The following is a 23,954-nucleotide window of genomic DNA, read 5'->3' on the forward strand; positions in this document are numbered from 1 at the left end:
AACCACCGGCCCCGTAATGATCGATCCGACAGCGAGCACGCAGCCATGAGCGTCTCCGAACCGTTCATCCGCCGGCCGATCGCGACCTCGCTACTCGGCATCGCCCTGATGATCGGCGGCGCGCTCGGCTATTGGGCGCTCCCGGTCTCGGCGCTGCCGCAGGTCGACTTCCCGACCGTGCAGGTGACGACGCAATTGCCCGGCGCCAGCCCCGACGTCGTGGCGTCGCTGATCACCGCGCCGCTGGAGCGGCAGCTCGGCCAGATCCCGTCGCTGTCGTCGATGAACTCGACGAGCTCGTTCGGCGTCAGCCAGATCTCGCTGCAGTTCGACCTCAACCGCGACATCGATGGCGCGACCCAGGACGTCCAAGCGGCGATCAACGCCGCCGCCGGCATCCTGCCGAAGACGCTGCCGTATCCGCCGGTCTACAACAAGGTGAACCCGGCGGACGCGCCGGTCATGACGCTGGCGCTGACCTCGGACACGATCTCGCTGCGGGCGATGAGCGATCTCGCCGACACGCTGCTGGGGCAGCGGCTGGCGCAGATTTCCGGCGTCGGCCGAGTCTCGATCCTCGGCGGCCTGAAGCCGGCGGTGCGCGTGCAGGCGGATCTCGCCCGGCTTGCCGCCTATGGCATCTCGATGGAGGATTTGCGCAACGCGATCGCCGGCGCCAACGTCTCGGGGCCGAAGGGCTCGCTCGACGGCGCCCAGCAATCCTACACCATCTCCGCCAACGACCAAATCGCCGCCGCCGATGCCTACAGGCCGATCATCATCACCTACCGCAACGGCTCGCCGGTGACGATCGGCGACGTCGCCCAGATCATCGACGGGCTGGAGAACGACCGCACCGGCGGCTGGTACAACGGCACGCCGGCCGTCATCATCGACATCCAGCGCCAGCCGGGCGCCAATGTGATCGACGTCGTCAAGCAGATCAGGAACGAGATCCCGCGGATGCAGCGCGCGGTTCCGGCCGGCGTCAACCTGACCATCGTCTCCGACCGCACCGTGACGATCCGCGCCTCGGTCCACGACGTCCAGTTCACGCTGGTGCTCAGCGTCGTGTTGGTGACCTTGGTGGTGCTGCTGTTCCTGCGGTCGCTGCGCGCCACCCTGATCGCCGGCGTGGCGCTGCCGCTGTCGCTGATCACCAGCTTCGGCATCATGTATTTCGCCGGCTTCAGCCTCGACAATCTGTCGCTGATGGCACTGACCATCGGAACCGGCTTTGTGGTCGACGACGCCATCGTCATGATCGAGAACATCGTCCGCCATATGGAAGAAGGCGAGACGGTGATGGAGGCCTCGCTCAAGGGCGCCAGCGAGATCGGCTTCACCGTGATCTCGCTGACAGTGTCGCTGATCGCGGTGTTCATCCCGCTGCTGTTCATGTCCGGCCTGGTCGGCCGCATGTTCCGCGAGTTCGCGCTGACCCTGACGATCGCGGTCGTGACCTCGGCGATCGTCTCGCTGACGCTGACGCCGATGATGTGCTCGCGGCTGCTCAAGAACATCCACGAGGAGGTCGCGATTCCCGGCCTTGCCGCGATCAGCCGGTTCATCGACTGGACCGTGACGCTATATCACAGCACGCTGCTCTGGGTGCTGCAGCGCCAGCGCGCCACGCTGTTCGTGACGTTCGCCACCATCGCGCTGACGCTCGTGATGTATGTGCTGGCGCCGAAAGGGTTCCTGCCGCTGCAGGACACCTCCTCGATCACGGCGGTGACCGAGGCCGGTCCCGACGTGTCGTTCGCCGAGATGCAGCGCCGGCAGACCGCGGTCTCCAACATCATCAAGGCCGACCCTGATGTGATCGGCGTGGTCTCGGTGATTGGCTCGGGCTCGGTCAACCCGACCACCAATGTCGGCCGCCTGGTGATGACGCTGAAACCGCTCGACGAGCGGAGCGACGGCGTTGCTAAAGTGGTCGAGCGGTTGAAGCAGAAGGTGGCAGCGGTTCCCGGCATGACCGTGTACTTCCAGCCGGTACAGGACGTGCAGATCTCGACGCAGTCGAGCCGCTCGCAATACCAGTACACGCTGACCGGCACCGATGCCGCCGAGATCGCGCAATGGGCGCAGAAGCTGGTCGCGGAGATGCGGCGCGACCCGATCTTCCGCGACGTCTCCTCGGAGGCGCAGGAGGGCGGCCTGCGCGCGGCGCTCAACATCGACCGCCAGCGCGCCGGCCAGCTCGGCGTTAGCCTGCAAGTCATCAACGACACGCTGAACGATGCCTTCGCACAGCGGCAGATCTCGACCATCTACGGCCAGGCCAACCAGTACCGCGTCGTGCTGGAAGCGCTGCCGATGTATCAGCGCGATCCGTCGATCCTGTCGAAGCTGTACGTTCCGGGCGTCGCGGCAACAGTGGGCAGCCCGGCCGGGCAGGTGCCGCTGTCGGCGGTGGCGACGTTGACGCGGACCACGGCGCCGCTGGCGATCTCGCACCAGGCCCAGTTCCCGTCGGCCTCGCTCAGCTTCAACCTGGCGCCGGGCGAGGCGCTCGGCGACGCGGTCGATGCGGTGAAGCTAATCGAGAGTAGGATCGGCATGCCCGGCAGCATCGCCGGCATCTATTCCGGCGATGCCGCCGAATTCGCCCGCTCGCTGGCCGGACAGCCCTGGCTGATATTGGCTGCGATCGTCACGATCTACATCGTGCTCGGGGTGCTCTACGAGAGCTACATCCACCCGATCACCATCCTCTCGACGCTGCCCTCGGCCGGCGTCGGCGCCATCCTCGCCTTGATGCTGTGCGGGCAGGATCTCTCGGTGATCGGGCTGATCGGCATCATTCTGTTGATGGGCATCGTCAAGAAGAACGCGATCATGATGATCGACTTCGCGCTGGATGCCGAGCGCCACCAGGGCATGTCGTCCTATGACGCGATCGTGCAGGCCTGCCTGCTGCGCTTCCGCCCGATCATGATGACGACGCTGGCGGCGCTGTTCGGCGCGCTGCCGCTCGCGATCGAAAGCGGCACCGGCGCCGAGCTGCGCTTTCCGCTCGGCATCTCGATCATCGGCGGCCTGTTGCTGAGCCAGCTGCTGACGCTCTACACCACGCCGGTGATCTATCTCGCGCTCGACCGGCTCAACCGCCGGATCGAGAATGCGGTGCCGGATCCCGGTCCGCGTGGCCCGCCGACGGCGGGCGCGACCGAAGGCATCCAGTGATGTCGATCTCGGAGCCGTTCATCCGCAGGCCGGTCGGCACCACGCTGCTTGCGATCGGACTGTTCCTGATCGGCGCGGTGGCCTATCAGTTCCTGCCGGTGTCGTCGGTTCCCAATGTCGACTTCCCGACCATCCGGGTCTCGGCGTCGCGGCCCGGCGCCGACCCTTCTGTGATGGCCGCGACCGTCGCCGCGCCGCTGGAGCGCAAGCTCGGCACCATCGCGGGCGTCGACCAGATCACCTCGACCAGCTCGCTCGGCACCACCAGCATCCAGGTACAGTTCTCGATCGGCCGCGACATCGACCGCGCCGCGCGCGACGTGCAGGCCGCGATCAACGCCTCGCTCGCCGATTTGCCGAGCGACCTGCCGTCGCTGCCAAAATTCCGCAAGGCCAATCCGGCCGCGGCGCCAGTGTTCGTGCTGGCGCTGACCTCGAAGACGATCTCGACCAGCGCGATGTACGACGTCGCCGACACCGTGCTGGCGCAGCGCATCTCGCAGGTGCCGGGGGTCGGCGAGGTGACCGTATCCGGTGCCGACCAGCCGGCGGTGCGGATCGCGCTCAACCCGGTCGCGCTCGCCAACGCCGGGATCGCGACCGACGACGTCCGGCTTGCGATCATCAACGCCAACCCGCTCGGGCCGGTCGGCATCTTCAACGGCGGTCGGCAGAGCGAGACGCTGTCGATCAACAAGCAGATGCGCACCGCAGCCGAGTTCCGCGATATCATCATCAAGAGCTCGAACGGCAATTTCGTTCGCCTCGCCGACGTCGCCGAGGTCGAGGATTCCGTCCGCAATTCGCGCTCGATCGCCTGGTTCAACAAGCAGCCGGCGGTGCTGATGCAGATCACCAAGCAGGGCGATGCCAACGTCATCGACACCGTCGACCGCGTCCGCGCCCTGATCCCCGAGCTGAAGAAATGGATCCCCGCGGGGGTCGAGATCTCGACCCTGGTCGATCGCACCGGCACGATCCGCGCCAGCGTCGAGGACATGCAGTTCACGCTGCTGGCGACCGTGGTGCTTGTCATGGTCGTGGTGTTCGTGTTCCTGCGCCGCATGGTGCCGACGATTGCCGCCGGCGTCTCGGTGCCGCTGGCGCTGGCCGGCACCTGCGCCGGGATGTGGCTGGCCGGCTTCTCGATCGACAACCTGTCGCTGATGGCGCTGGCGATCTCGGTCGGCTTCGTGGTCGACGACGCCATCGTGATGATTGAGAACATGTACCGCAATCTCGAGCAGGGCATGGCCCCATATCCGGCCGCGCTCGAAGGCGCCAAGCAGATCGGCTTCACCGTGCTGTCGATCTCGCTGTCGCTGATCGCGGCATTCACGCCGCTGATCTTCATGGACGGCGTGGTCGGCCGGCTGCTGCGCGAGTTTTCGCTGACGCTGGTGTTCGCGATCGCGGTCTCGACCGTGGTGTCGCTCACCGTCACGCCGATGATCTGCGCGCACTACATCAAGGAAGCGACCTCCGAGCACGCCACCTGGTACGACCGCGCCATCGAGGGCACGCTGTCCCGCGTCGTCGCGTTCTACACCTCGACGCTGCGGACCGTGCTCGGCTATCCGTTTCTGACCCTGATCGTGTTCTTCGCCACCATCGCGCTGACGGTGACGCTCTACATCAAGACGCCGAAGGGCTATTTCCCGACCGACGACAGCGGCTTTGTGATCGGCTCGACGCGGGCCTCGGCTGATATCTCGTTCCAGGCCATGCTCTCCTTGCAGCAGCGGCTGGCGGATATCGTGATGGCCGATCCCGCGGTCGCCGGCATCGGTTCGTCGGTCGGCTCTGGCGGCGGGCCGGGCGGGGCGACCTCGAACCGCGGCACCATGTTCATCAGCCTGAAGCCGCCGGAGGAGCGCGGCGGGCTCTCGACCGCGCAGGTGATCGACCGGCTGCGCCGCAATCTGTTCATGGTGCCGGGCATCCGCCTGTTCATGTTCGCGGCGCAGGACATCCGCACCGGCGGCCGGCAGAGCGATTCCGACTACCAGTACACGCTGGCCTCGACCGACCTCGAGCTGTTGCAGAAATGGGCGCCACTGGTGGCCAAGCGGATGGAAACGGTGGAGGGCATCACTGACGTTTCCTCCGACCGCGATCCGGGCGGCCTGCAGCTCAATCTCGTGATCGACCGCAAGACCGCCTCCAGCCTCGGCGTCCGCGTCCAGGATATCGACAACGCGCTCAATAACGCCTTCGCGCAGCGGCAGATCTCGATCATCTATACCCAGCGCAACCAGTACATGGTGGTGCTGGAGACCGACCCGAAATTCCAGAGCGACCCATCGAATCTCGACCGCGTCTATGTCGCCGGCGCCGGCGACGCGCAGGTGCCGCTGTCGGCGCTGGTGCGTTACCAGCGCGGCCTGTCGCCGCTCGCGGTCTACCACTCCGGCGGCTTCCCCTCGACCACAGTGTCGTTCAACCTGCTGCCCGACGTGCCGCTGGAGGTCGCGACCACGAACATCCAGCAGGCGGTCAACGAGCTCCATATGCCCGAGGGCATTCGCGGCAGCTTCGATGGCAATGCCGGCGACTTCAACAAGACCAGCGGGCGGCAGCCGCTTCTGATCCTCGGCGCGCTGGTGGCGATGTATATCGTGCTCGGGGTTCTCTACGAGAGTCTCGCGCATCCGATCACGATCATCTCGACCTTGCCGTCGGCCGGTCTCGGCGCGCTGCTGGCGCTGCAGGTTACCAACACGCCGCTGACCGTGATCGCGTTCGTCGGCATCATCCTCTTGATCGGCATCGTCAAGAAGAACGGCATCATGATGGTCGACTTCGCGCTGGAGGCCGAGCGCCACCAGGGCCTGTCGTCGCGCGATGCGATCTTCGAGGCCTGCCGAGCGCGGTTCCGCCCGATCCTGATGACGACGATGGCAGCCCTGTTCGCCGGCATTCCGCTGGTCATTGCGACCGGCCCGGGCACCGAGCTGCGCCGGCCGCTCGGCATCACCATCATCGGCGGCCTGTTCGTGTCGCAGATCCTGACGCTGTACACGACGCCGGTGATCTACCTGTTGATCGACCGGCTGCGGCAGCGCCGGGCACCATCCGCGGTACCTGCGCCGGCAGAATAATCTGAGGCATCGTTCCGCAAGCCGCATCCAGTTCCCGTCTCCGGGTCCGGCGCAACATATCGGCCGGAGCGGGGCCTCCGCTGATGTTGCTGGCTCGCCCCTTAACGGCGTATAGCCGTTGGATGTCGAATCCTGCCGAAGCTCCCGATGTCGTGGCGGACTGCCCGCATTGCGGCAAGCCGCTGCCGCTCTGCATCTGCGACAGTGTCACGCCGATCGAAAGCCGAGTCCAACTCTTGATCCTGGTGCATCCGCAGGAGCAGGACAAGGCGCTCGGCACCGCGCGGCTGACGGCGCGGCATTTCGAGCATGCCGTGGTCCGGATCGGCCTGTCCTGGCCGAGCCTTGCCAAGGCGCTCGGTCGGCCGGTGGCCGACCCGTCGCGCTGGGCCGTGCTCTATCTCGGCTCGGCCAAGGCCGAGGAGCTCGACACCGACGCCGAGATCGTCGCCATCAACCGCAATGGCGAGCTGGAGCCGGACCAGCGCAGCATTCTCGGCCGCATTGAGGGCATCGTGCTGCTCGACGGCACCTGGAGTCAGGCCAAGGCGTTGTGGTGGCGCAATCCGTGGATGCTGAAATGCCAGCGCGTGATCCTCGGCCCGAAGCAGCCCTCGCGCTACGGCCAGCTCCGCCGCGAGCCGCGCCGAGACGGCCTGTCGACCCTCGAAGCCGCGGCGATGCTGCTCGCCGGCTTGCAGAAGCGACCGGAGATCGCGGCGGCCCTGATCGACAGTTTCGACCGGATGCTGGCGAGATTCCGCGAGGTTCAGGCAAACATGCCGGAATTGGCGCCGAAGCCGAAGAAGCGGGATTATCGCCGGCGCCGCCGGAGCTAGGTTGTCGAAAGTACGTTTCGGGATTTCGATGGCAAATCGGCAGCGACAACGCTACTTTGGGTGGAACCTGCATTCGTCGAGAAAATCACCCAATGGAAAGTGCAGCGAAGATCGTCTCGGTGCCGATCAGGAACTCGAGTCTGTTCGAGCACGTCGACTATCGGCTTGCGGTGACGCCGGACCAAAGAGAAGAAATCTACAGGCTGCGGTACAAAGCATATCTTCGTGAAGGCGCAATCCAAGAGTCACACGAGCAACGCGTTGTCGATCAATATGACGAACTGCCGAATTCCTGGATATTCGGCGTCTACATTCATGACGAACTATGCAGTTCGGTACGCATCAGCGTCTTGAAGCCGAGTTGGCGCCGGTCGGGCGCAGCGGATGCGTTCGCCGACATATTGCAACCACGGCTCGATCGAGGCGAGGTGATAATTGACCCGGGACGCTTCGTTGCGGACCCCGTCCGCGCCCGCCGAACATTTGAGCTTCCTTACTTGACGCTGAGATTGTGCTATATGGCTTGTGAATATTTCGAAGCTGATACAGCGCTCGCTATTGTCCGTCCCGAACATCAGGCGTTCTATCGCCGTGTCTTCACCCACGAGACCATTGCCGAGCCACGCCTGTTTCCAGGTTTTCGCAAACCGGTCGCGTTGATGGCGATGGACGTTCGCGCTAGCCGCGAGAGGGTATTTGCCCGCTATCCCGTCATGCGCTCGACGGCCTTCGAGCGACGAATGTGCTTCGAACGAGCGGCCTCGCGGTCACCAGCTTCGCAACACACACTGTCTGATTTCGAGGATGCGTTAAGTGGTCGGCTTCGCGACGATCCCGCGTTGCCTCTCTGCTTGAAGATCCTTGACCATCTCGCGACCTCGGATGGCACCGAACGGGGCACGCTGAACTTTCGGGTGTTGAGCCGTGTTGTAGGCAAGGCCCAGGTCGATGAAGAACTTCTGCGCGCTCTGACGATCATGACGACCTTGCAGATAGTGACAACGTCGACAGAGGCTCTCCTTGTGCCCAAGGGCAGTTTCCTCGACCACAATGGGGTGGAGTTTCCGGTTACACTAGGTCGCCTTTCAGCGGCTTGGCGCTCGCAGCGTTTTTTCCATCCGCAGACCGGGATGCCAATCGATGATTTCGAGGATCGGGTAAGTCTCTATTTCGAGCCATCGTCGTTACTGCGGGAAGCCCTGCATCCGCCTGCCGGCGCCCGATCGTTCCGTGAATCCATGCCCTCGTCGGTTCCCCTCATATGACAATATCGGTGTCCGAAGATCGGTTCTCGTTGCGGGAACTGCGAATGATATTTGGCCGGTCGTCGCCCGGACTTATTCAGCTCAACTATATATTTTCGGCTTCACATGCCGAGCGGGTCAATGCTGTCAACAGTGCGATCGATTGGATCGTCCTCGAATGCGTGAGGACCGCACGTGACCGCGCCAATCGTGGTGAAGACGCGTTGACGAACGATATCATTGGACTGCTGGTCGCGCTCGGTTTCGATGCGACACACGACACCGATTACAACGGTCATTGCGATATCGTGATCAAGGGCATCGATGGTTTCCTCTGGCTCGCAGAGGCCAAGGTTCACTCGACCTACGAGTGGTTGACGAAGGGACTTCTCCAACTGCTCACGCGATATTCGCCTGGCATGCCTGGCCAGAATGATGGTGCGCTGATCATCTACCATAAGGGACCTGACATCAGCAGGACGATGGACAGGTGGCGCAATCATCTCGTCGCATCCGAGGGGGAGGGACTGGTCGCGGTGTGCGACAAGAATCCGCTGATTCTGAATTCGCGACATATCCACCGGCGATCAGGGCTCGAATATCGGGTCAGGCATGTGCCGATCGGCCTGTACCACGATCCCCAGGACTAGCTCCAGGAGGGCTCAACGGTGCTCCGGGACCGCGCGATTCAGCCAGTCGCGGTGCGTTTGATCGGGCGAGTTGGTTGCCTATCCTGGCGAGCCCGTATATGAGTGCCCCCAAGGGGCCACGTGGCGGAGTGGTTACGCAACGGTCTGCAAAACCGTGTACACCAGTTCAATTCTGGTCGTGGCCTCCATTCATCCTTTCAATAGCTTGTGCTCAGAATCTGAGGGCCGTCTTCAAGAGACGGCCGACCAACCTTCGGGCCATGGAACCAGGGGCCAACGTCGCTCATTGTCGTTGGCGGCACGCGGCGGCGGCTGGATACGGGGTGACGGCTGGGCCAAGAAATCCTCCTGAGCAATGGGCGCGACCGCCGTTCGCACGGCGTCCAGCAGCAGTTCAAATTCGACTTCGCTCATTGCGCTCTCCGAGGTTCGGGAGCGCCATGGTCGCAAAACGGTCTTCGGGCCGGATTGAGCGAATCGTTCGAATTTTATGAAAAGAACGATGGCGCCCGGCTTGGTTAACAACTGGCTTATGCTTGCTGCGGAACCTAGGTCGGCCCGGCCGCACCAAGTGTGAAACAGATCACAGGTCCGAAAAACCTGCGTACAATTCCCGGAGCTATTTCTAGCCGTCAAATATCGCAGGAATTTTAGGGAGACGTGACAACGCGGCCGGCGCGGCGCGATCGTCCGCGTTTATCGCCATCAGGCCAGCCGCGCGAGGTCGTGCGGCAGCATGGCCTTGAATTGGTCGAGCATGCGCCGCGCCGGTTTCGCCGGAAGCGTGATCGCGTGGCGAACGGCGGCCGCCGTCAGCGTCATGGTCAGCGCGGAGAGTGTTGCGAGCGCGGCCTCCGGCATGTCGGGCGCAACCCGCCGGACGGCATCCGCGAGCAGGCCGGCGAGGAAGGCCGTGTCCTCGGCATCGAGCTGCTGCAGCGCGCGGTCGGCCTGGGTCGCCTGCCAGATGTCGCGCATCGCGGGCTCGCGCATGAACATCCGGTAGTAGCTGTCGACGATCCGGCACAGGGCAGGGTGCAGATCGCGCATCGTCTTCACCGCGGCGAGATCGCGCGCGACGCAGCTGCGCCCGACCGCGTTGTAACGTTCGGCCAGCGTGCCGACGATCGCCGCCTTGTCCGGAAAGTATTGATAGAGCGAGCCGAAGGCGATGCCGCTGCGCGCGACGATATCGCTCATGCGGAACGCCTCGCTGCCCTTCTCGGCAATGATCTCGGCGGCGCAGGCGAGGATGCGCTCGAAGCGCTCGCGGCTGCGCTGCTGCACCGGAGCGAGCCGCGCGAGCCCCACTTCGGGCGATGCGTTCGGGAGTGCCGCGCCTGCGGCCGGCGCGGCCTTTCGTCTCGCCATGTGGTCTCCGTTCGGTCCGGACTTGACGTCTCTAATACGAGAGATTATCGCATTTTAGAAATACGAGCAACTCTCGCATTTGGAGGCGACGATGCGCCAGCTTCTGATCTCCGCCCTGCTGTGGTTTGCCGCTGTCGGCTGTGGCCTGCTCGGCGGGCTCTATTTCGCATTCTCGACCTTCATCATGACCTCGCTCGGCCGGATCGGGCAGGCCGCCGGGATCTCGGCGATGAACGCGATCAATGTCGACATCGTCCGCTCGCTGTTCATGCCGCTGTTCTTCGCCACGACGCTGGCCTGCGCGGCGCTGGCGGCGCTCGCGAGCCTGCGGTGGCAGGAGCCGGGCGCGATCGCTGCGATCAGCGGCGGCGTTCTCTATGTCGTCGGGATGTTCGTCGTGACCGTGGTGTTCAACGTGCCGCTCAACAATCAGCTCGCCGCAGTCGATCCGGCGAGCAGCGCGGCGGCGCCGGTCTGGGCGAGCTATCTCGTCGACTGGACCTTCTGGAACCACGTACGGACGATCGCCTGTACGGGGTCGGTCGTCCTGTTCATCGTCGCGATCGCTGCGCGCAGCGCATGATCCGGAAAAGTGCGCAGCGGATTTCCGGGAAGGTCATGCGCAAACAAGCTGAAGCGCGCTGAGGAGATGGGGATGTGTTGATGGGGCCAGGAACTGGCTCCCCGGGCTGGATTCGAACCAGCGACCATTCGATTAACAGTCGAATGCTCTACCGCTGAGCTACCGAGGAATAGGCGAACTTCCGTTCGCGAGCGGGCAGCGTATAACAAAGCCTTCCGGCCTTGCAAAGAACCAAATGACACCTCCCGCGAAACTTTAACAGGGACGGTAAAGCCCCTGTTACATCAGGACTTGCCTGCTTCCGATCGCAATATTTGCCCATCCCGCCGGCACCGTCATCGGCTCCGTAAGAACCCGTGGAGGCGGAATGGCGCGGCATTTCCCGCCCCTCGATTCTCCGTTCGACATCGATTGCCGCCGATCACGAGCCCGTGGCTGGCCGCCGGCAGGCCGGATTAGCCGTCAAATCGACTCAATAGCTGACGATCGTCCCTCACGCCGGGTCCCGAGAGGTGATTGTCCATGTCTGTGATCCTGTTCGACCTGTCGACACCGCAGCCGACCCTGGTCCCATCAGATGCACCCGAGATCAGTGACGATGAGTGCCTGCGCCGGCTGGCGAAGGCTGTCGAGGACCAGGATTCCGGGCATCTCGACGAGGTGGCCCGCCTGATCGGCCGGCTTGCCGTCACCATTGAATAAACGGCCTCCGAGTCGCCGCCCTGCGACCTGAATGCGCGCGCCAACGGCGTGTTGCGTTTTGGCGGAGCATGTTCCAAAAGATGGCCCTGTTCTAGCTCCTCCAGCGGCAATGCCGCGCGACTTGCAGGGTTCTCAGCCAATGTCCGGATTTTCGACCGCGCGCCAGTATATGGTCGATGGTCAGGTGCGTCCGAGCGACGTCACCGACGACCGAATCCTCGAAGCCATGCTGACCGTGCCCCGCGAGCTGTTCGTGCCGGCCGACAAGCAGGCGCTGGCCTATCTGGATCTCGATCTGGACGTCGCCGGCGGCGGCACCGCCAAGCGGTACCTGATCAAGCCGGCGCTGCTCGCCAGGATGCTCCAAGCGGCCGAGATCAAGCGCACCGACCGTGTCCTGGTGGTGGGCGTTGCCACCGGATATGCCGCCGCGGTGGTGGCGGCGTTTGCTGGGGAGGTAAGCGCGACCGAAAGCGATCCGGCGCTGGCCGCCAAGGCGGGCGCCGCCCTGACCCAGCTCGGCCTCCACAATGTGACCGTGAAGACCGCGGCTGCCGCCGATGGCGATTCCGCGGCAGCGCCGTTCGATGTCATCATCCTCAACGGCGCCACCGAGATCCTCCCGACCGGGCTCTATGGTCAGCTCAAGGAGGGCGGGCGGCTGGTCGGGGTGTTCGCCCTGAGGGCGCCGCCGCGGGCCACCTTGGTGACCCATTCGCACGCCGACTTTGGGCACCGCGAGCTGTTCGACGCCTCGGCGCCCGTCCTGCCCGGGCTCGAACGGCTTCCTGCCTTCGTCTTCTGACCGCCTATTGCGCTGCGCTAGCTAATAAAATCCCGTTCTGAATCAGAAGTGTGGCCCGTTTGCCCCACGTGAAGAGTTTCCACTGCGCTCCGTTGCGGGGTAGTTCCGTTGACCCTAGCTGCGGACTAAGGTGAGGCGGGACTCACTTCGGTCTTAGGCGACGCCCGGTCTGCGTTCGCGGATTGGGCGACTACAAATGAATGGATTTCTGGGGATGCGTGGGGTGAAGGTTACCACCGCGACTGCGACTGCGGTCCTTCTATTGGCGATTTTGGGCCCGGTGCCTGCGCTCGCCGATACAATCGAGGCCGCGCTGGTGCGGGCCTACCAGAACAACCCCCAGCTCAACGCGCAACGCGCGCAGGTGCGGTCAATCGACGAAAACGTTCCTCAAGCGCTCTCGGGTTACCGCCCGAAGGCCGCATTGACGGCAAGCGGCGGCTATCAGTACAGCGACACCGCCTTGGTGGGCAGCAATCCGATCCATGGCAACCAAGCGCCGCGCAGCGTCGGCCTTACCGTCAACCAATCCCTGTTCAACGCTCAGACGCCGCAGCGCGTGCGTGCGGCCGAAAGCCAGGTGTCGTCGGCGCGCGAAGGCTTGCGCGTGCTCGAGCAGACCGTGCTGTTGAACGCGGCCACCGTCTATATGGACTATCTGCGCGACTCGGCGATCGTCGAGGTTCAACGCAGCAACACCCGCGTGCTCGAGCAGACGCTGAAACAGACCCAGGACCGCTTCAATGTCGGCGAGGTGACGCGAACCGACGTCGCGCAGTCCGAGGCGCAGCTCGCAGCCGGCCGCACGCAGCAGCTGACGGCGGAATCGAACCTGACGACGACGCGCTCGAACTTCCGCCGCATCATCGGCAGCGAGCCGCAGAATCTTGCACCCGGCTCGCCGGTCGACCGGTTCTTGCCGGCGACGCTGGCGTCCGCCGTCGAGCTCAGCCTGACTCAAAATCCGAACGTTACCTCTGCGATGTTCGGCGTCGACGTGAACTTCCTGCAGGTCAAGATCAACGAAGGCGCGCTGTTCCCGTCAGTCAACCTGCAGACGTCGGTAAGCCAGGCCTACGAACAGTCCCTGACAATCTCCCGCACCTTCACCGCGGGGGCTGCGGTTCAGCTGTCGGTGCCGATCTACCAGGGCGGCTCGGAATACTCATTGATCCGGCAGTCCAAGGAATCGCTGACGCAGCAACGGCTGGTGCTGGAGCAGACCCGGGATCAGGCGCGCGCCAACGTCGTCACCGCATGGGGCCAGCTGGTCGCCGGCAAGGCGCAGGTGGCTTCGGCACAGGCGCAGGTGCAGGCGTCCGAGATCGCGCTCAACGGCGTGCGTGAAGAAGCCAAGGCCGGCCAGCGCACCACGCTCGACGTGCTGAACGCGCAGCAGGCGCTCGTCAATGCGCGCAACTCGCTGGTCACCGCGCAGCATGACCGCGTCGTCGCGTCTTACAACGTGCTCAACGCGGTCGGCCGGCTGTCGCCGGTCGTGCTTGGTCTGCCCACCACGACCTACGATGCGAGCGTGCACTATCAGCAGGTTCGCGACAGCTGGGCCGGCGTTCGCACGCCCGACGGCAAGTAATCGCCACATCAACGTCGCTTGTCGCGTCTAGCTTGTGGTTCTGAGTTCAATCAGGACCACAAGCAGGTGCGTTTGCTTGCAATCGGTTAATGCCCTGACATACCGTTTTGTCGGGCAGGACGGCGATTCGCGGCAACGCCAACGCCATCACGCGCGTGGTGCGGTGCCGGAGGCGCGAGCCAGGGCTGCCTGGAGGACATGAGGCTGACGCAGAGCCTCTGGCGGGGCTTGATCTGGGGACAAGTCGGGCGGGAGCAGCGAAAATCCCAGCCCGCATCATCGGAACCGGCGAATCCTCTCGGGCTTGATGTAAAATGGTTTCGATGTGGAGTCGGCGATGACGCAACCTGCAAAGGTCCAAGAACCCTCGATGGAGGAGATCCTGGCGTCGATCCGTCGCATCATTGCGGACGATGAGGCGAAGCCGGCCGCTGCAGAGAAACCGGCGGCCGCAGCAGCTGCGCCGCCGCCCAAGGTCGAACCGCCAGTGCAACCGAAGCCCGCCGCCATGAAGAGCCCGCCGCCAGCATCGCCGCCGCCGGCCGCGAAGGTCGCGCCCGCATCCAAGCCAGCGCCGGCCGCCGCGGCAGGCAATAGCCAGGACGACATCGACTCGCTGCTCGCCAGTCTCGACGAGGCGACGCAGCCGTCCGAGGTCAGGCCGCCGCAGCCCGACGGCGATGTGTTCGAACTCACCGACGACATGGCGCTGCCGCAGCCGGCGGCCGCCGCGCCCGCAGCTCCTTCCTTCCGCAAGGTCGAGCCGCAGGACGACGTCGAATTCACCGATCCGTCCGGGCGAGCGCGGGCGCCGGCCCAGGACGAGGTCCGCGAGCCGCCGCCGATCGACACGGCCGCGATCCAGCCGATCATCTCGGGAACCACGATGCGGGCGGTGGAGTCCGCCTTCAACTCGCTGGCCAACACGGTGCTCAGCAACAATGCGCGCACGCTGGAGGACCTGGTCAAGGAGATGCTGCGGCCGATGCTGAAGAACTGGCTGGACGACAACCTGCCGGGGCTGGTCGAGCGGATCGTCAAGGCCGAGATCGAGCGGGTATCGCGCGGACGCTGATTCTCCGGCGGAGCGCCATCGGCCCTGATTCGGCCACCCCAAAATGCCCTAATTGCGGCTTCCGCGTGCCGGTCCGGTTGACTCGGTGCGTCCATGCGGCTTTCTAGCCGTTTCCACATCCCCATATTGCAGTGTCATGATCGAGAAGAATTACCAGCCCGCGGATATCGAGCGCCGGATGTCCCAGATTTGGGAGGACAGCGGTGCGTTCAAGGCCGGACGGCCGGAACGCAAGGACGCTGCGCCTTTCACCATCGTGATCCCGCCGCCGAACGTCACCGGCTCGCTGCATATGGGCCATGCCCTCAACAACACGCTGCAGGACATCCTGTGCCGCTTCGAGCGGATGCGCGGCCGCGACGTGCTGTGGCAGCCCGGCACCGACCATGCCGGCATCGCCACTCAGATGGTGGTCGAGCGCCAGCTGATGGAACGCCAGGAGCCGGGCCGGCGCGATATCGGCCGGGCCAAGTTCCTCGAGCGGGTCTGGCAGTGGAAGGCCGAGAGCGGCGGCACCATCGTCAACCAGCTGAAGCGCCTCGGCGCGTCCTGCGACTGGTCGCGCGAGCGCTTCACGATGGACGAGGGCCTGTCGCGCGCCGTCGTCAAGGTGTTCGTCGAGCTGCACCGCGAAGGGCTGATCTACAAGGACAAGCGCCTCGTCAACTGGGACCCGAAGCTGCTCACCGCGATCTCCGATCTCGAAGTGCAGCAGGTCGAGGTCAAGGGCCATCTCTGGTATCTGCGCTATCCGATCGAGGGCCGCGACTTCAGCCCCGAGGACCCGACATCGTTCATCGTGGTCGCGACGACGCGTCCCGAGACCATGCTCGGCGACACCGCAGTCGCGGTGCATCCGGACGATGAACGCTACACCAAGCTGGTCGGCCAGCACGTGATCCTGCCGCTGGTCGGCCGCAAGATCCCGATCGTCGCCGACGACTATTCCGATCCGGAGAAGGGCTCTGGCGCGGTCAAGGTGACGCCGGCGCACGACTTCAACGATTTCGAGATCGGCAAGCGCCACGGCCTGCCGCAGATCAGCGTGCTCGATCAGGAAGGCTGCCTCAGCCTCACCGACAACGAGGACTATCTGCGCGGCTTGCCGGAAGGTTCGACCGAGTTCGCCGCGGAGTTCGACAAGATCGAGCGTTTCGCCGCGCGCAAGAAGATCGTGGCGCGGCTGGAGGAGTTCGGATTCCTCGAACGCATCGAGCCGAACACCCACATGGTGCCGCATGGCGACCGCTCCGGCGTCGTGATCGAGCCGTATCTGACCGACCAATGGTACGTCGACGCGCACGCGCTGGCGCAGCCGGCGATGGCGGCGGTGCGTTCGGGCGAGACGACGTTCGTGCCGAAGAACTGGGAAAAGACCTATTTCGAATGGATGGAGAACATCCAGCCCTGGTGCATCTCGCGCCAGCTGTGGTGGGGCCACCAGATTCCCGCCTGGTACGGGCCGGACGGCAAGGTGTTCGTCGCCGAGACCGAGGAAGAGGCGGTCGGCAACGCGCTCGGTTATTACGTCGAGCAGGAGGTCATCACGCCGGAGCAGGGCCACGAGATGGCCGCCGACCCGGCGAAGCGCGAGGGCTTCATCACGCGCGACGAGGACGTGCTCGACACCTGGTTCTCCTCGGCGCTGTGGCCGTTCTCGACGCTGGGTTGGCCGGACGACACGCCCGAGGTCGCGCGCTACTACCCGACCAACACGCTGGTCACCGGCTTCGACATCATCTTCTTCTGGGTCGCCCGCATGATGATGATGGGCCTGCATTTCATGAAGGAGGCGCCGTTCTCGACGGTCTACATCCACGCTCTCGTCCGCGACGAGAAGGGCGCCAAGATGTCGAAGTCGAAGGGCAACGTCATCGACCCGCTGCATCTGATCGACAAATACGGCGCCGACGCGCTGCGCTTCACGCTGTCGGCGATGGCCGCTCAAGGCCGCGACATCAAGCTGGCCGAGAGCCGGGTCGACGGCTATCGCAGCCTCGCGACCAAGCTGTGGAACGCCTGCCGCTTCGCCGAGATGAACGGCGCGGCGCTGCCCGAGGGTTTCGAGCCCGCGAAGGCGGAGCAGTCGGTGAATCGCTGGATCATGCACGAGACGGCGCGCGCGGCACGCGAGGTCACCGAGGCGATCGAGGCCTATCGTTTCAATGACGCGGCGAATGCGGTCTACCGCTTCATCTGGAACGTCTATTGCGACTGGTACATCGAATTGACCAAACCGCTTCTGATGGGCGAGGACGGACCGGCGAAGACCGAAACCCGCGCCATGCTCGCCTACGTGCGCGACGAGATCCTCAAGCTGCTGCATCCCTTCATGCCCTTCGTCACCGAAGAGCTGTGGGCGGTGACGGCGAAGCGCGATGGCCTGCTGGCGCTCGCGCCGTGGCCGCGCAGGGCGACCGGCGTGACCGCCGAGCAGCTTGCCGAAATGGCGATGTCAGGCCCGAGCGGCGAGATCATTCCAGCCGGGATGATCATTGCATCCGAGACGGCCGAGTTCAGTGACCCCGCGGCCGAGGCCGAGATCGGCTGGCTGGTCGATCTCTTGAGCACGGTGCGTTCGGTCAAGGCGGAAATGAACATCCCGCCGTCGACGCTGACGCCACTCGTGATGGTCGCAGCTTCGCCCGAAACCAAGGCACGCGCGCAGCACTGGAGCGAGGTCGCCAAGCGCCTGGCGCGGCTGTCGGACATTTCGTTCGCGGACACGGCGCCGCAAGGCGCCGTGCAGCTTCTCGTCCGCGGCGAGGTCGTCGCGCTACCGCTCAAGGGCGTGGTCGATCTGGCCGCCGAGCGGGGGAGGCTTGAGAAGGAGCTCGGCAAGGCCGACGCCGACATCAAGCGGGTCGACGCCAAGCTGTCCAACGAGAAGTTCGTCGCCAATGCGCCGGAAGAGCTGGTCGAGGAAGAGAAGGAAAAGCGCGAGGCCGCGCTCGAGCGCCGCGCCAAGATATCAGAAGCGATCGAACGGCTGAAGCAGGCGTCGTAGCGAGCGACGCCGCTGCGTTCAAAACGGTTTGCTGAGGAATTTCGAGCCTTGCAGCCCGTAGCGCCAGGGCAGCTCGACGGCCTTGGTGATGCCGATCCGCACGCCGGTGGCGATCTCAGGCTTTTCAGTGCGGGCATGAAGCGCGATCGGAGCGCGGTCGAGCGGTAATTCACTGTGGGCGATGCTGATGCCGAGCGCCTCGCAGAGCTTGCCGGGCCCGGAGCACAGCGCCCGCGCGTCCTCCAGCCCGCGCCGCTTGCGCATCGCGGCGAGGCCATGGGTCGGCTCGAGCGCGCGGATCAGCACGGCGCTGGCGGAGCCGGCGGCCTCGCAGACGAAGTTCACGCACCAGTGGATGCCGTAGGAGCGGTAGACGTAGGAGAAGCCGGGCGGGCCGAACATCACCTGGTTGCGCGGGGTGGGTCCCCGGAACGAATGCGCCGCCGGATCGGTGTGATGATAGGCCTCGACCTCGACGATGATGCCGCCGACGCCGCCGACCAGGAAGGTGGCCCCGATCAGGTCGGGCGCGACCTCGTGCACGCTGCGGTCGAAGAAGGAGCGTTTCAGCGCTTTGCCGAGGTGCGGCGTGGCCGCTGCGGTCGATTTGGGTTTTTGAGCCATTTTGAGGTGGGAATCGGGGCGGAACAGGCCGCAAGACTGCCAATATATCGGCTCAGCTGCTACAGCATGATCCGGAAAAGTGTCTCATCGCGCTTTAGGGTCGCGCGGGGCCGGGTTGCAGGCCCCGTCAACACGGATTAGCTAAGCTCATCGTCGGAACATGATCTGTCCGGAAAACCGGTCTCCGTCTTTCCGGATCATGCTCCCGCCACTTGCAGGCACCTATGGTCACCATCGTCGATACCATCTCCACGACCCCGTTGCGCCCGCGGCACCCCGAAAAGGTGAACCGGCCGGACGCCGTGTCGCCGCCGAAGCCGGACTGGATCCGGGTCCGCGCGCCGAACACGCGCGGCTATGCCGATACGCGCCGCATCGTCAAGGAGAACGGCCTCGTCACGGTGTGCGAGGAGGCCGGCTGTCCCAATATCGGCGAGTGCTGGGACAAGAAGCACGCCACCTTCATGATCATGGGGGACACCTGCACGCGGGCCTGCGCGTTCTGCAACGTCAAGACCGGCATGCCCACGGCGCTCGAAGCCCATGAGCCCGAATACGTCGCCGAGGCGACCGCCAAGCTCGGCCTGGCCCATGTGGTGGTGACCTCGGTCGACCGTGACGATCTCACTGACGGCGGCGCCGAGCATTTTGCACAAACCATCCGCGCCATCCGCGCGCGCTGCCCGACCACCACGATCGAGATCCTGACGCCGGACTTCCTGCGCAAGGACGGCGCGCTGGAGCGCGTGGTCGCCGCCAAGCCCGACGTGTTCAACCACAATCTGGAGACCGTGCCGTCGCGTTATCTGACGGTCCGTCCCGGCGCGCGCTACTTCCACTCGATCCGGCTGCTGCAACGGGTCAAGGAGATGGATCCAACCATCTTCACCAAGTCCGGCATCATGGTCGGCCTCGGCGAGGAGCGCCACGAGGTGCTGCAGGTGATGGACGATCTGCGCTCGGCCGATGTCGACTTCCTCACCATCGGCCAATACCTGCAGCCGACGCGCAAGCATCACGCCGTGATGCGCTACGTGACGCCGGACGAGTTCGCCGGCTATGAGCGGGTGGCCTATACCAAGGGTTTTCTGATGGTGTCGGCAAGCCCGCTGACCCGGTCCTCGCATCACGCCGGCGAGGATTTTGCCAAGCTGCAGGCGGCCCGCACCGCCCGCGGCCGCTGATCTGATGCCGCGTTTTCAAAGCAAGCGGCGGGTTCGCCACGCTGCCGCACAGATGTTCGATCTGGTCGCCGACGTCGAGCGCTATCCGGAATTCGTGCCGCTGTGCCAGTCGCTGAAGATCCGCCAGCGCACGCCGAAGGACGACGGCACCGAGATCGTGGTGGCCGACATGACGGTGTCGTTCAAGCTGGTGCGCGAATCCTTCACCAGCAAGGTGACGCTCGACCGGCCCAATCTGATGATCCTGGTTGAATATCTGCGCGGCCCCTTCAGCAATCTGGAGAATCGCTGGACCTTCGAGCCGAAGTCGGACGCCGAGTGCGACGTCGGCTTCTTCCTGAGCTACGAGTTCAAGAGCCGAATGCTGGCGATGTTGATGGGCTCGATGTTCGACGCCGCGTTCTCGCGCTTTGCCGCGGCATTCGAGAAGCGCGCTGACCAGATCTACGGCAAGCCAGCCGCTTCATAATATCTCTCACGGTCATTGCGGAAAGAGGGGCATCGCCGCGACACGTTGCAGGCGATGCCCTTGAAGCTGCCCTTACGGGCAGGGGCGGCGCACGCCGCCGGATGCGATATAAGTGCCGGACGCTGGATCATAGGAGCGGAAGCGCTGGGAGCAATAGGCGTCGTTGTTGGCCTTGGCCTGGCTCGCGGCGATCGCACCGCCGATGATCGCACCGGCCGCAAGGCCGCCGATGATCGCGCCGGCGTTGCCGCCACCACCATGATGCCGGTGACCATAATAGCCGCCGCGGTAGCCGTAGCGCGGGCCGCCATGATAGTGCCGGTACTGCACCTGCTGAACGGAGCTAGGCTGATCCTGCAAGGGCGCCGGAGCGAGCGGTGCTGCGGGCGAGGGGACAATAGTCGATAGTGTCATGGCACCGGCGGTGATGCTGGCCACGACAAAAGTTCCCAACTTCATCATTTTCTCCTTGTTGTGGGATTGCTGCTGAAACAGCCGAGCTGGAACAGAAGATAACGGCGAAGCCGGGGCCGTGTTCCACCTGAGATAGCAGCACTAAGTCGCATTGACGAGGATGGTTAGTGACGGCCGCCCGCGACTCACACCGCGCATCCATCGATACGCGTCAGGCGGCATTTGCGTGTGACGGCAGGGCCGTCGCAATCGCGCAAATAAACTTCCTGACCCTGTCTGCTTCAGCCGGTTCAGTTCGTCCTTCGGCCATCTGATCAACATCGTGCAAGGAGTAGGACGTGAGAAAGATCGTTGTCGGCGCCTTCATCAGCCTTGACGGCGTCATGCAATCGCCCGGCGGCCCGGAGGAAGATCCGATCGGCGGCTTCCGTTTCGGCGGCTGGTTCGCGCCGCTGGTCGATGAAGCGACCGGCGCGGTGATCGGCCAGATGCTGGCCAATCCATTCGACCTGCTGCTCGGCCGCAAGACCTACGACATTTTCGCCGCCCATTGGCCCTATGTCGGCAAGGATGATCCGATCGGCCCGCTGTTCAACCGCATCACCAAATACGTCGCGACCCGCGATGCCGGCCGCACGCTGAGCTGGCAAAACAGCGAGACGCTGGGGGCCGACGTTGTCGCCGCGCTGCGCAAGCTGAAGCAGTCTGACGGCCCGGATCTGCTGACGCAAGGCTCGAGCGATTTCCTCAAGACGCTGTTCGCCGCGGGTCTGGTCGACGAGGTCAATGTGTTCATCGCGCCGCTGATCCTCGGCAAGGGCAAGCGCCTGTTCGGCGACAGCGGCCAGCCGGGAAATCTGAAGCTGATGTCGTCGCAGGTGCTGCCGTCCGGCATCATCTACGCCAAATATATTCGCGACGGCGAGGTGAAGACCGGCTCGTTCGAATTCGAGACGCCGACCGCAGCGGAGCTCGAACGCCGCAAGAACCTGACCTGAGCAGGGTTCAGCCGCGCGGCAGCCGACGGCGCTTTGCGGCGTGGCTGCGCGGCGACCGAGCGACGCGCGGCCGCAGCCGGCTGACGGCCTCGCGGCGCGGCTTGGTAGCTTGCGGCGGGCGCGCCAGCTCCATCAACATGCGCAGCGCCTCGACCACCGAGCGCTGGCGCACCGCGCTGCGGCCGATCGCGCCGAAGCGCTGCTCGCGATGCAGGATGCGGCCGTCGCGCGCGGCGACCGCGAAATGCACGAGGCCCACGGGCTTGCCCGGCGTCGCGCCGCCGGGCCCGGCGATCCCGGTGATGGAGACCGCAAGGTCGACGCCGGCCTTCTCCAGCGCGCCGATCGCCATCGCGGTCGCGGTTTCCTTGCTGACGGCGCCGAAGGTTTCCAGCGTTGCCGCCTTGACGCCGAGCATCACCCGCTTGGCCTCGTTGGAATAGGTGACGAAGCCGCGGTCGATTACGTCGGACGAGCCGGGGATGTCGGTGAGCGCGCCGGCGACCAGGCCGCCGGTGCAGGATTCGGCGGTCGCGATGGTCAGCTTGCGCATCCGGCACAGGTCGAGCAGCGAGCGGGAGAGGGCACGAGCGTCGCTGCCGCCCATGTCAGGCACTCCGGCTCTTGTCGTCCCAACCTTGATCGTTCCAAGGGAGACGGATCGTCGCGCTCGCGGTCGCCGCGATGCCTTCCTCGCGGCCGGTGAAGCCGAGCCGCTCGCTGGTGGTCGCCTTCACCGCGACCCGCGAGACGTGGACGCCGGAAATCTCGGCGATCTTGGCCCGCATGGTGTCGCGCAACGGGCCGATCTTCGGCCGCTCGCAGATAAGCGTCACTTCGAGATTGGCGATCCGCCCGCCGCGCGCGGAGACGCGCTCGACGGCGTATTTCAGGAACTGGTCGGAGGAGGCGCCCTTCCATTTGGCGTCGCTCGGCGGGAAGTGCGAGCCGATATCGCCGTCGGCCAGCGCGCCGAGGATCGCATCGACCAGCGCGTGCAGCCCGACATCGCCGTCCGAATGCGCCAGAAAACCCTTGCTGTGCGGCACGCGCACGCCGCAGATCATCACATGATCGCCGTCGCCGAAGGCGTGCACGTCGTAGCCGGTGCCGGTTCTGACATCGCCGAGCTGGCTCGCCAGCCGCGCTTCCTCGCGCACAAAATCTTCGGGAGTGGTGAGTTTCATGTTGGCAGGATCACCTTCAAATGTCGCAACCGTCAATCCCGCCCATTCCGCCAGCGCCGCATCGTCGGTGAAATCGGAGCGCCCCTCGCGTGCCGCGCGGCGATGCGCCTCCAATATCACATCGAAACGAAAGGCCTGTGGCGTCTGCGCGATGCGCAGCCGCGCGCGCTCCGGCGTCGCTTCCACATCGCCGCCAGCGCCGGTGAGCTTGATCGTGTCGGTGACGGGGACGACCGGGATCGCGGCGCCGGTGCGGCCGGCGGCGGCGATCGCGCGCGAGATCACGGCTGCGGTGACGAAGGGGCGCGCGGCGTCGTGGATCAGCACGATATCCGGCTTCTCGGCGGCGAGTGCCTCAAGCCCGGCATGCACCGAAGCCTGACGGGTCGCGCCGCCCGGCGTCGGCGGCTGATGGCGCAGCCCGGCGACGGCTTCGCGAAACAGCGCGATGTCGTCGGGATTGACCACCGGCTGCACCGCGAAGACATCAGGATGCGAGGCGAACGCTTCCATGGCACGGAAGATCACGGTCTGTCCGCCGATTGTCCGGTATTGTTTCGGCCCGCCCGCGCCGGCGCGCAGGCCACGGCCGGCTGCAACGAGAATGGCTGCGGTACGCTCGGGCTTCGGCATTTTGAACCAGTGACAGACGAATCGGGGATGAAGTGAGGGGCGACGTCAGGCCGCGCACAGCCCTTACCATGCCCGCCGCGCAAGAACAGCGCGTTTGCAGATGGCTGTGGGAAAAGCAGATTATGTTGCAGTGCACTTGCATCGATGATAGGATTGTCTAAACTGTAGGCATGGCGCTTGACTGCACAATGATTGTGCGCTGAGAATGGAAATATCGGCTGCAATGGCGTGGTCGACAGAGTGACGAGACGGCTGTGACCGGCGTGCAAAGAGTTTCTCGTA

20 protein-coding genes and 2 tRNA genes are annotated in these 23,954 nt (G+C 64.8%); 15 read left to right on the forward strand and 7 right to left on the reverse strand.

Going from position 1 to position 23,954, the window contains the following annotated elements; translation table 11 throughout:
- Window positions 1-45: 45 nt before the first annotated feature.
- The 6 genes from J6500_RS07380 (at window position 46) to J6500_RS07405 (ending at window position 9,214) form a co-directional block, all read left to right on the forward strand.
- Window positions 46-3,192, forward strand: coding sequence for an efflux RND transporter permease subunit (locus tag J6500_RS07380; protein WP_225712018.1), 3,147 nt, complete (start codon window positions 46-48; stop codon window positions 3,190-3,192).
- Entirely contained in the window at window positions 3,189-6,293 is a 3,105-nt protein-coding gene (locus J6500_RS07385) for an efflux RND transporter permease subunit (RefSeq protein ID WP_225712019.1), read from the forward strand. The genes J6500_RS07380 and J6500_RS07385 overlap by 4 nt, the downstream gene beginning before the upstream one ends.
- A 122-nt stretch (window positions 6,294-6,415) precedes the next feature.
- A complete protein-coding gene (locus J6500_RS07390) occupies window positions 6,416-7,132 on the forward strand; it encodes a tRNA-uridine aminocarboxypropyltransferase (RefSeq protein ID WP_225712020.1) in 717 nt (238 codons plus the stop codon).
- 92 nt (window positions 7,133-7,224) lie between these two features.
- Window positions 7,225-8,397, forward strand: coding sequence for an N-acyl amino acid synthase FeeM domain-containing protein (locus J6500_RS32160; RefSeq protein ID WP_376707764.1), 1,173 nt, complete (start codon window positions 7,225-7,227; stop codon window positions 8,395-8,397).
- A gap of 8 nt (window positions 8,398-8,405) precedes the next feature.
- Window positions 8,406-9,026: a hypothetical protein gene (locus J6500_RS07400; protein WP_225712021.1), complete on the forward strand. Its 621-nt coding sequence runs from the start codon at window positions 8,406-8,408 to the stop codon at window positions 9,024-9,026.
- 114 nt (window positions 9,027-9,140) lie between these two features.
- Window positions 9,141-9,214, forward strand: a tRNA-Cys gene (locus J6500_RS07405).
- 43 nt (window positions 9,215-9,257) lie between these two features.
- On the opposite strand, the gene J6500_RS07410 is transcribed toward J6500_RS07405, so the two are convergent.
- Window positions 9,258-9,440, reverse strand: coding sequence for a hypothetical protein (locus J6500_RS07410; RefSeq protein WP_225712022.1), 183 nt, complete (start codon window positions 9,438-9,440; stop codon window positions 9,258-9,260).
- A gap of 291 nt (window positions 9,441-9,731) precedes the next feature.
- The gene (locus J6500_RS07415; protein ID WP_225712023.1) at window positions 9,732-10,397 is read right to left on the reverse strand and encodes a TetR/AcrR family transcriptional regulator; all 666 of its coding nucleotides are present in this window, start codon (window positions 10,395-10,397) and stop codon (window positions 9,732-9,734) included.
- Between the two features lie 91 nt (window positions 10,398-10,488).
- On the opposite strand from J6500_RS07415, the gene J6500_RS07420 reads away from it, so the two are divergent.
- Complete coding sequence (locus J6500_RS07420; protein WP_225712024.1) at window positions 10,489-10,980, forward strand: anthrone oxygenase family protein; 492 nt, start codon at window positions 10,489-10,491, stop codon at window positions 10,978-10,980.
- 94 nt (window positions 10,981-11,074) lie between these two features.
- On the opposite strand, the gene J6500_RS07425 is transcribed toward J6500_RS07420, so the two are convergent.
- Window positions 11,075-11,149, reverse strand: a tRNA-Asn gene (locus J6500_RS07425).
- Window positions 11,150-11,502: 353 nt separating this feature from the next.
- Between J6500_RS07425 and J6500_RS07430 the strand changes: the two genes are divergently transcribed.
- The 5 genes from J6500_RS07430 (at window position 11,503) to J6500_RS07450 (ending at window position 18,163) form a co-directional block, all read left to right on the forward strand.
- Window positions 11,503-11,682, forward strand: coding sequence for a hypothetical protein (locus J6500_RS07430; RefSeq protein ID WP_225712025.1), 180 nt, complete (start codon window positions 11,503-11,505; stop codon window positions 11,680-11,682).
- 139 nt (window positions 11,683-11,821) lie between these two features.
- Window positions 11,822-12,487 (forward strand): protein-L-isoaspartate O-methyltransferase family protein, encoded by a 666-nt coding sequence (locus J6500_RS07435; RefSeq protein WP_225712063.1) that lies wholly within the window; start codon window positions 11,822-11,824, stop codon window positions 12,485-12,487.
- A 214-nt stretch (window positions 12,488-12,701) separates the two neighbouring features.
- Complete coding sequence (locus tag J6500_RS07440; RefSeq protein ID WP_225712026.1) at window positions 12,702-14,081, forward strand: TolC family outer membrane protein; 1,380 nt, start codon at window positions 12,702-12,704, stop codon at window positions 14,079-14,081.
- Window positions 14,082-14,418: 337 nt separating this feature from the next.
- A complete protein-coding gene (locus J6500_RS07445) occupies window positions 14,419-15,156 on the forward strand; it encodes a PopZ family protein (protein ID WP_225712027.1) in 738 nt (245 codons plus the stop codon).
- A 136-nt stretch (window positions 15,157-15,292) separates the two neighbouring features.
- Window positions 15,293-18,163, forward strand: a complete 2,871-nt coding sequence (locus J6500_RS07450; protein WP_225712028.1) for a valine--tRNA ligase — start codon at window positions 15,293-15,295, stop codon at window positions 18,161-18,163.
- A gap of 18 nt (window positions 18,164-18,181) precedes the next feature.
- On the opposite strand, the gene J6500_RS07455 is transcribed toward J6500_RS07450, so the two are convergent.
- Entirely contained in the window at window positions 18,182-18,787 is a 606-nt protein-coding gene (locus J6500_RS07455; RefSeq protein ID WP_225712029.1) for a DNA-3-methyladenine glycosylase, read from the reverse strand.
- Between the two features lie 224 nt (window positions 18,788-19,011).
- Between J6500_RS07455 and lipA the strand changes: the two genes are divergently transcribed.
- Both lipA and J6500_RS07465 read left to right on the forward strand, forming a co-directional pair.
- Window positions 19,012-19,971, forward strand: coding sequence for a lipoyl synthase (lipA, locus tag J6500_RS07460; RefSeq protein ID WP_225712030.1), 960 nt, complete (start codon window positions 19,012-19,014; stop codon window positions 19,969-19,971).
- Window positions 19,972-19,975: 4 nt separating this feature from the next.
- Window positions 19,976-20,440 (forward strand): type II toxin-antitoxin system RatA family toxin, encoded by a 465-nt coding sequence (locus tag J6500_RS07465; RefSeq protein WP_225712031.1) that lies wholly within the window; start codon window positions 19,976-19,978, stop codon window positions 20,438-20,440.
- Between the two features lie 72 nt (window positions 20,441-20,512).
- Here the strand turns inward: J6500_RS07465 and J6500_RS07470 are convergent, their stop codons facing one another.
- Window positions 20,513-20,902, reverse strand: coding sequence for a BA14K family protein (locus J6500_RS07470; protein WP_225712032.1), 390 nt, complete (start codon window positions 20,900-20,902; stop codon window positions 20,513-20,515).
- 290 nt (window positions 20,903-21,192) lie between these two features.
- Between J6500_RS07470 and J6500_RS07475 the strand changes: the two genes are divergently transcribed.
- Window positions 21,193-21,852 (forward strand): dihydrofolate reductase family protein, encoded by a 660-nt coding sequence (locus J6500_RS07475; protein WP_225712033.1) that lies wholly within the window; start codon window positions 21,193-21,195, stop codon window positions 21,850-21,852.
- 7 nt (window positions 21,853-21,859) lie between these two features.
- Here J6500_RS07475 and J6500_RS07480 read toward each other — a convergent pair whose 3' ends face one another.
- Together J6500_RS07480 and J6500_RS07485 are read right to left on the reverse strand one after the other, a co-directional pair.
- Window positions 21,860-22,459, reverse strand: a complete 600-nt coding sequence (locus J6500_RS07480) for a CinA family protein (protein ID WP_225712034.1) — start codon at window positions 22,457-22,459, stop codon at window positions 21,860-21,862.
- A 1-nt stretch (window position 22,460) separates the two neighbouring features.
- Complete coding sequence (locus tag J6500_RS07485; protein WP_225712035.1) at window positions 22,461-23,672, reverse strand: bifunctional 2-C-methyl-D-erythritol 4-phosphate cytidylyltransferase/2-C-methyl-D-erythritol 2,4-cyclodiphosphate synthase; 1,212 nt, start codon at window positions 23,670-23,672, stop codon at window positions 22,461-22,463.
- Window positions 23,673-23,954: the final 282 nt, after the last annotated feature.

Origin of the sequence: Bradyrhizobium semiaridum (assembly GCF_020329505.1) — a bacterium.
Lineage (GTDB): Bacteria > Pseudomonadota > Alphaproteobacteria > Rhizobiales > Xanthobacteraceae > Bradyrhizobium > Bradyrhizobium semiaridum.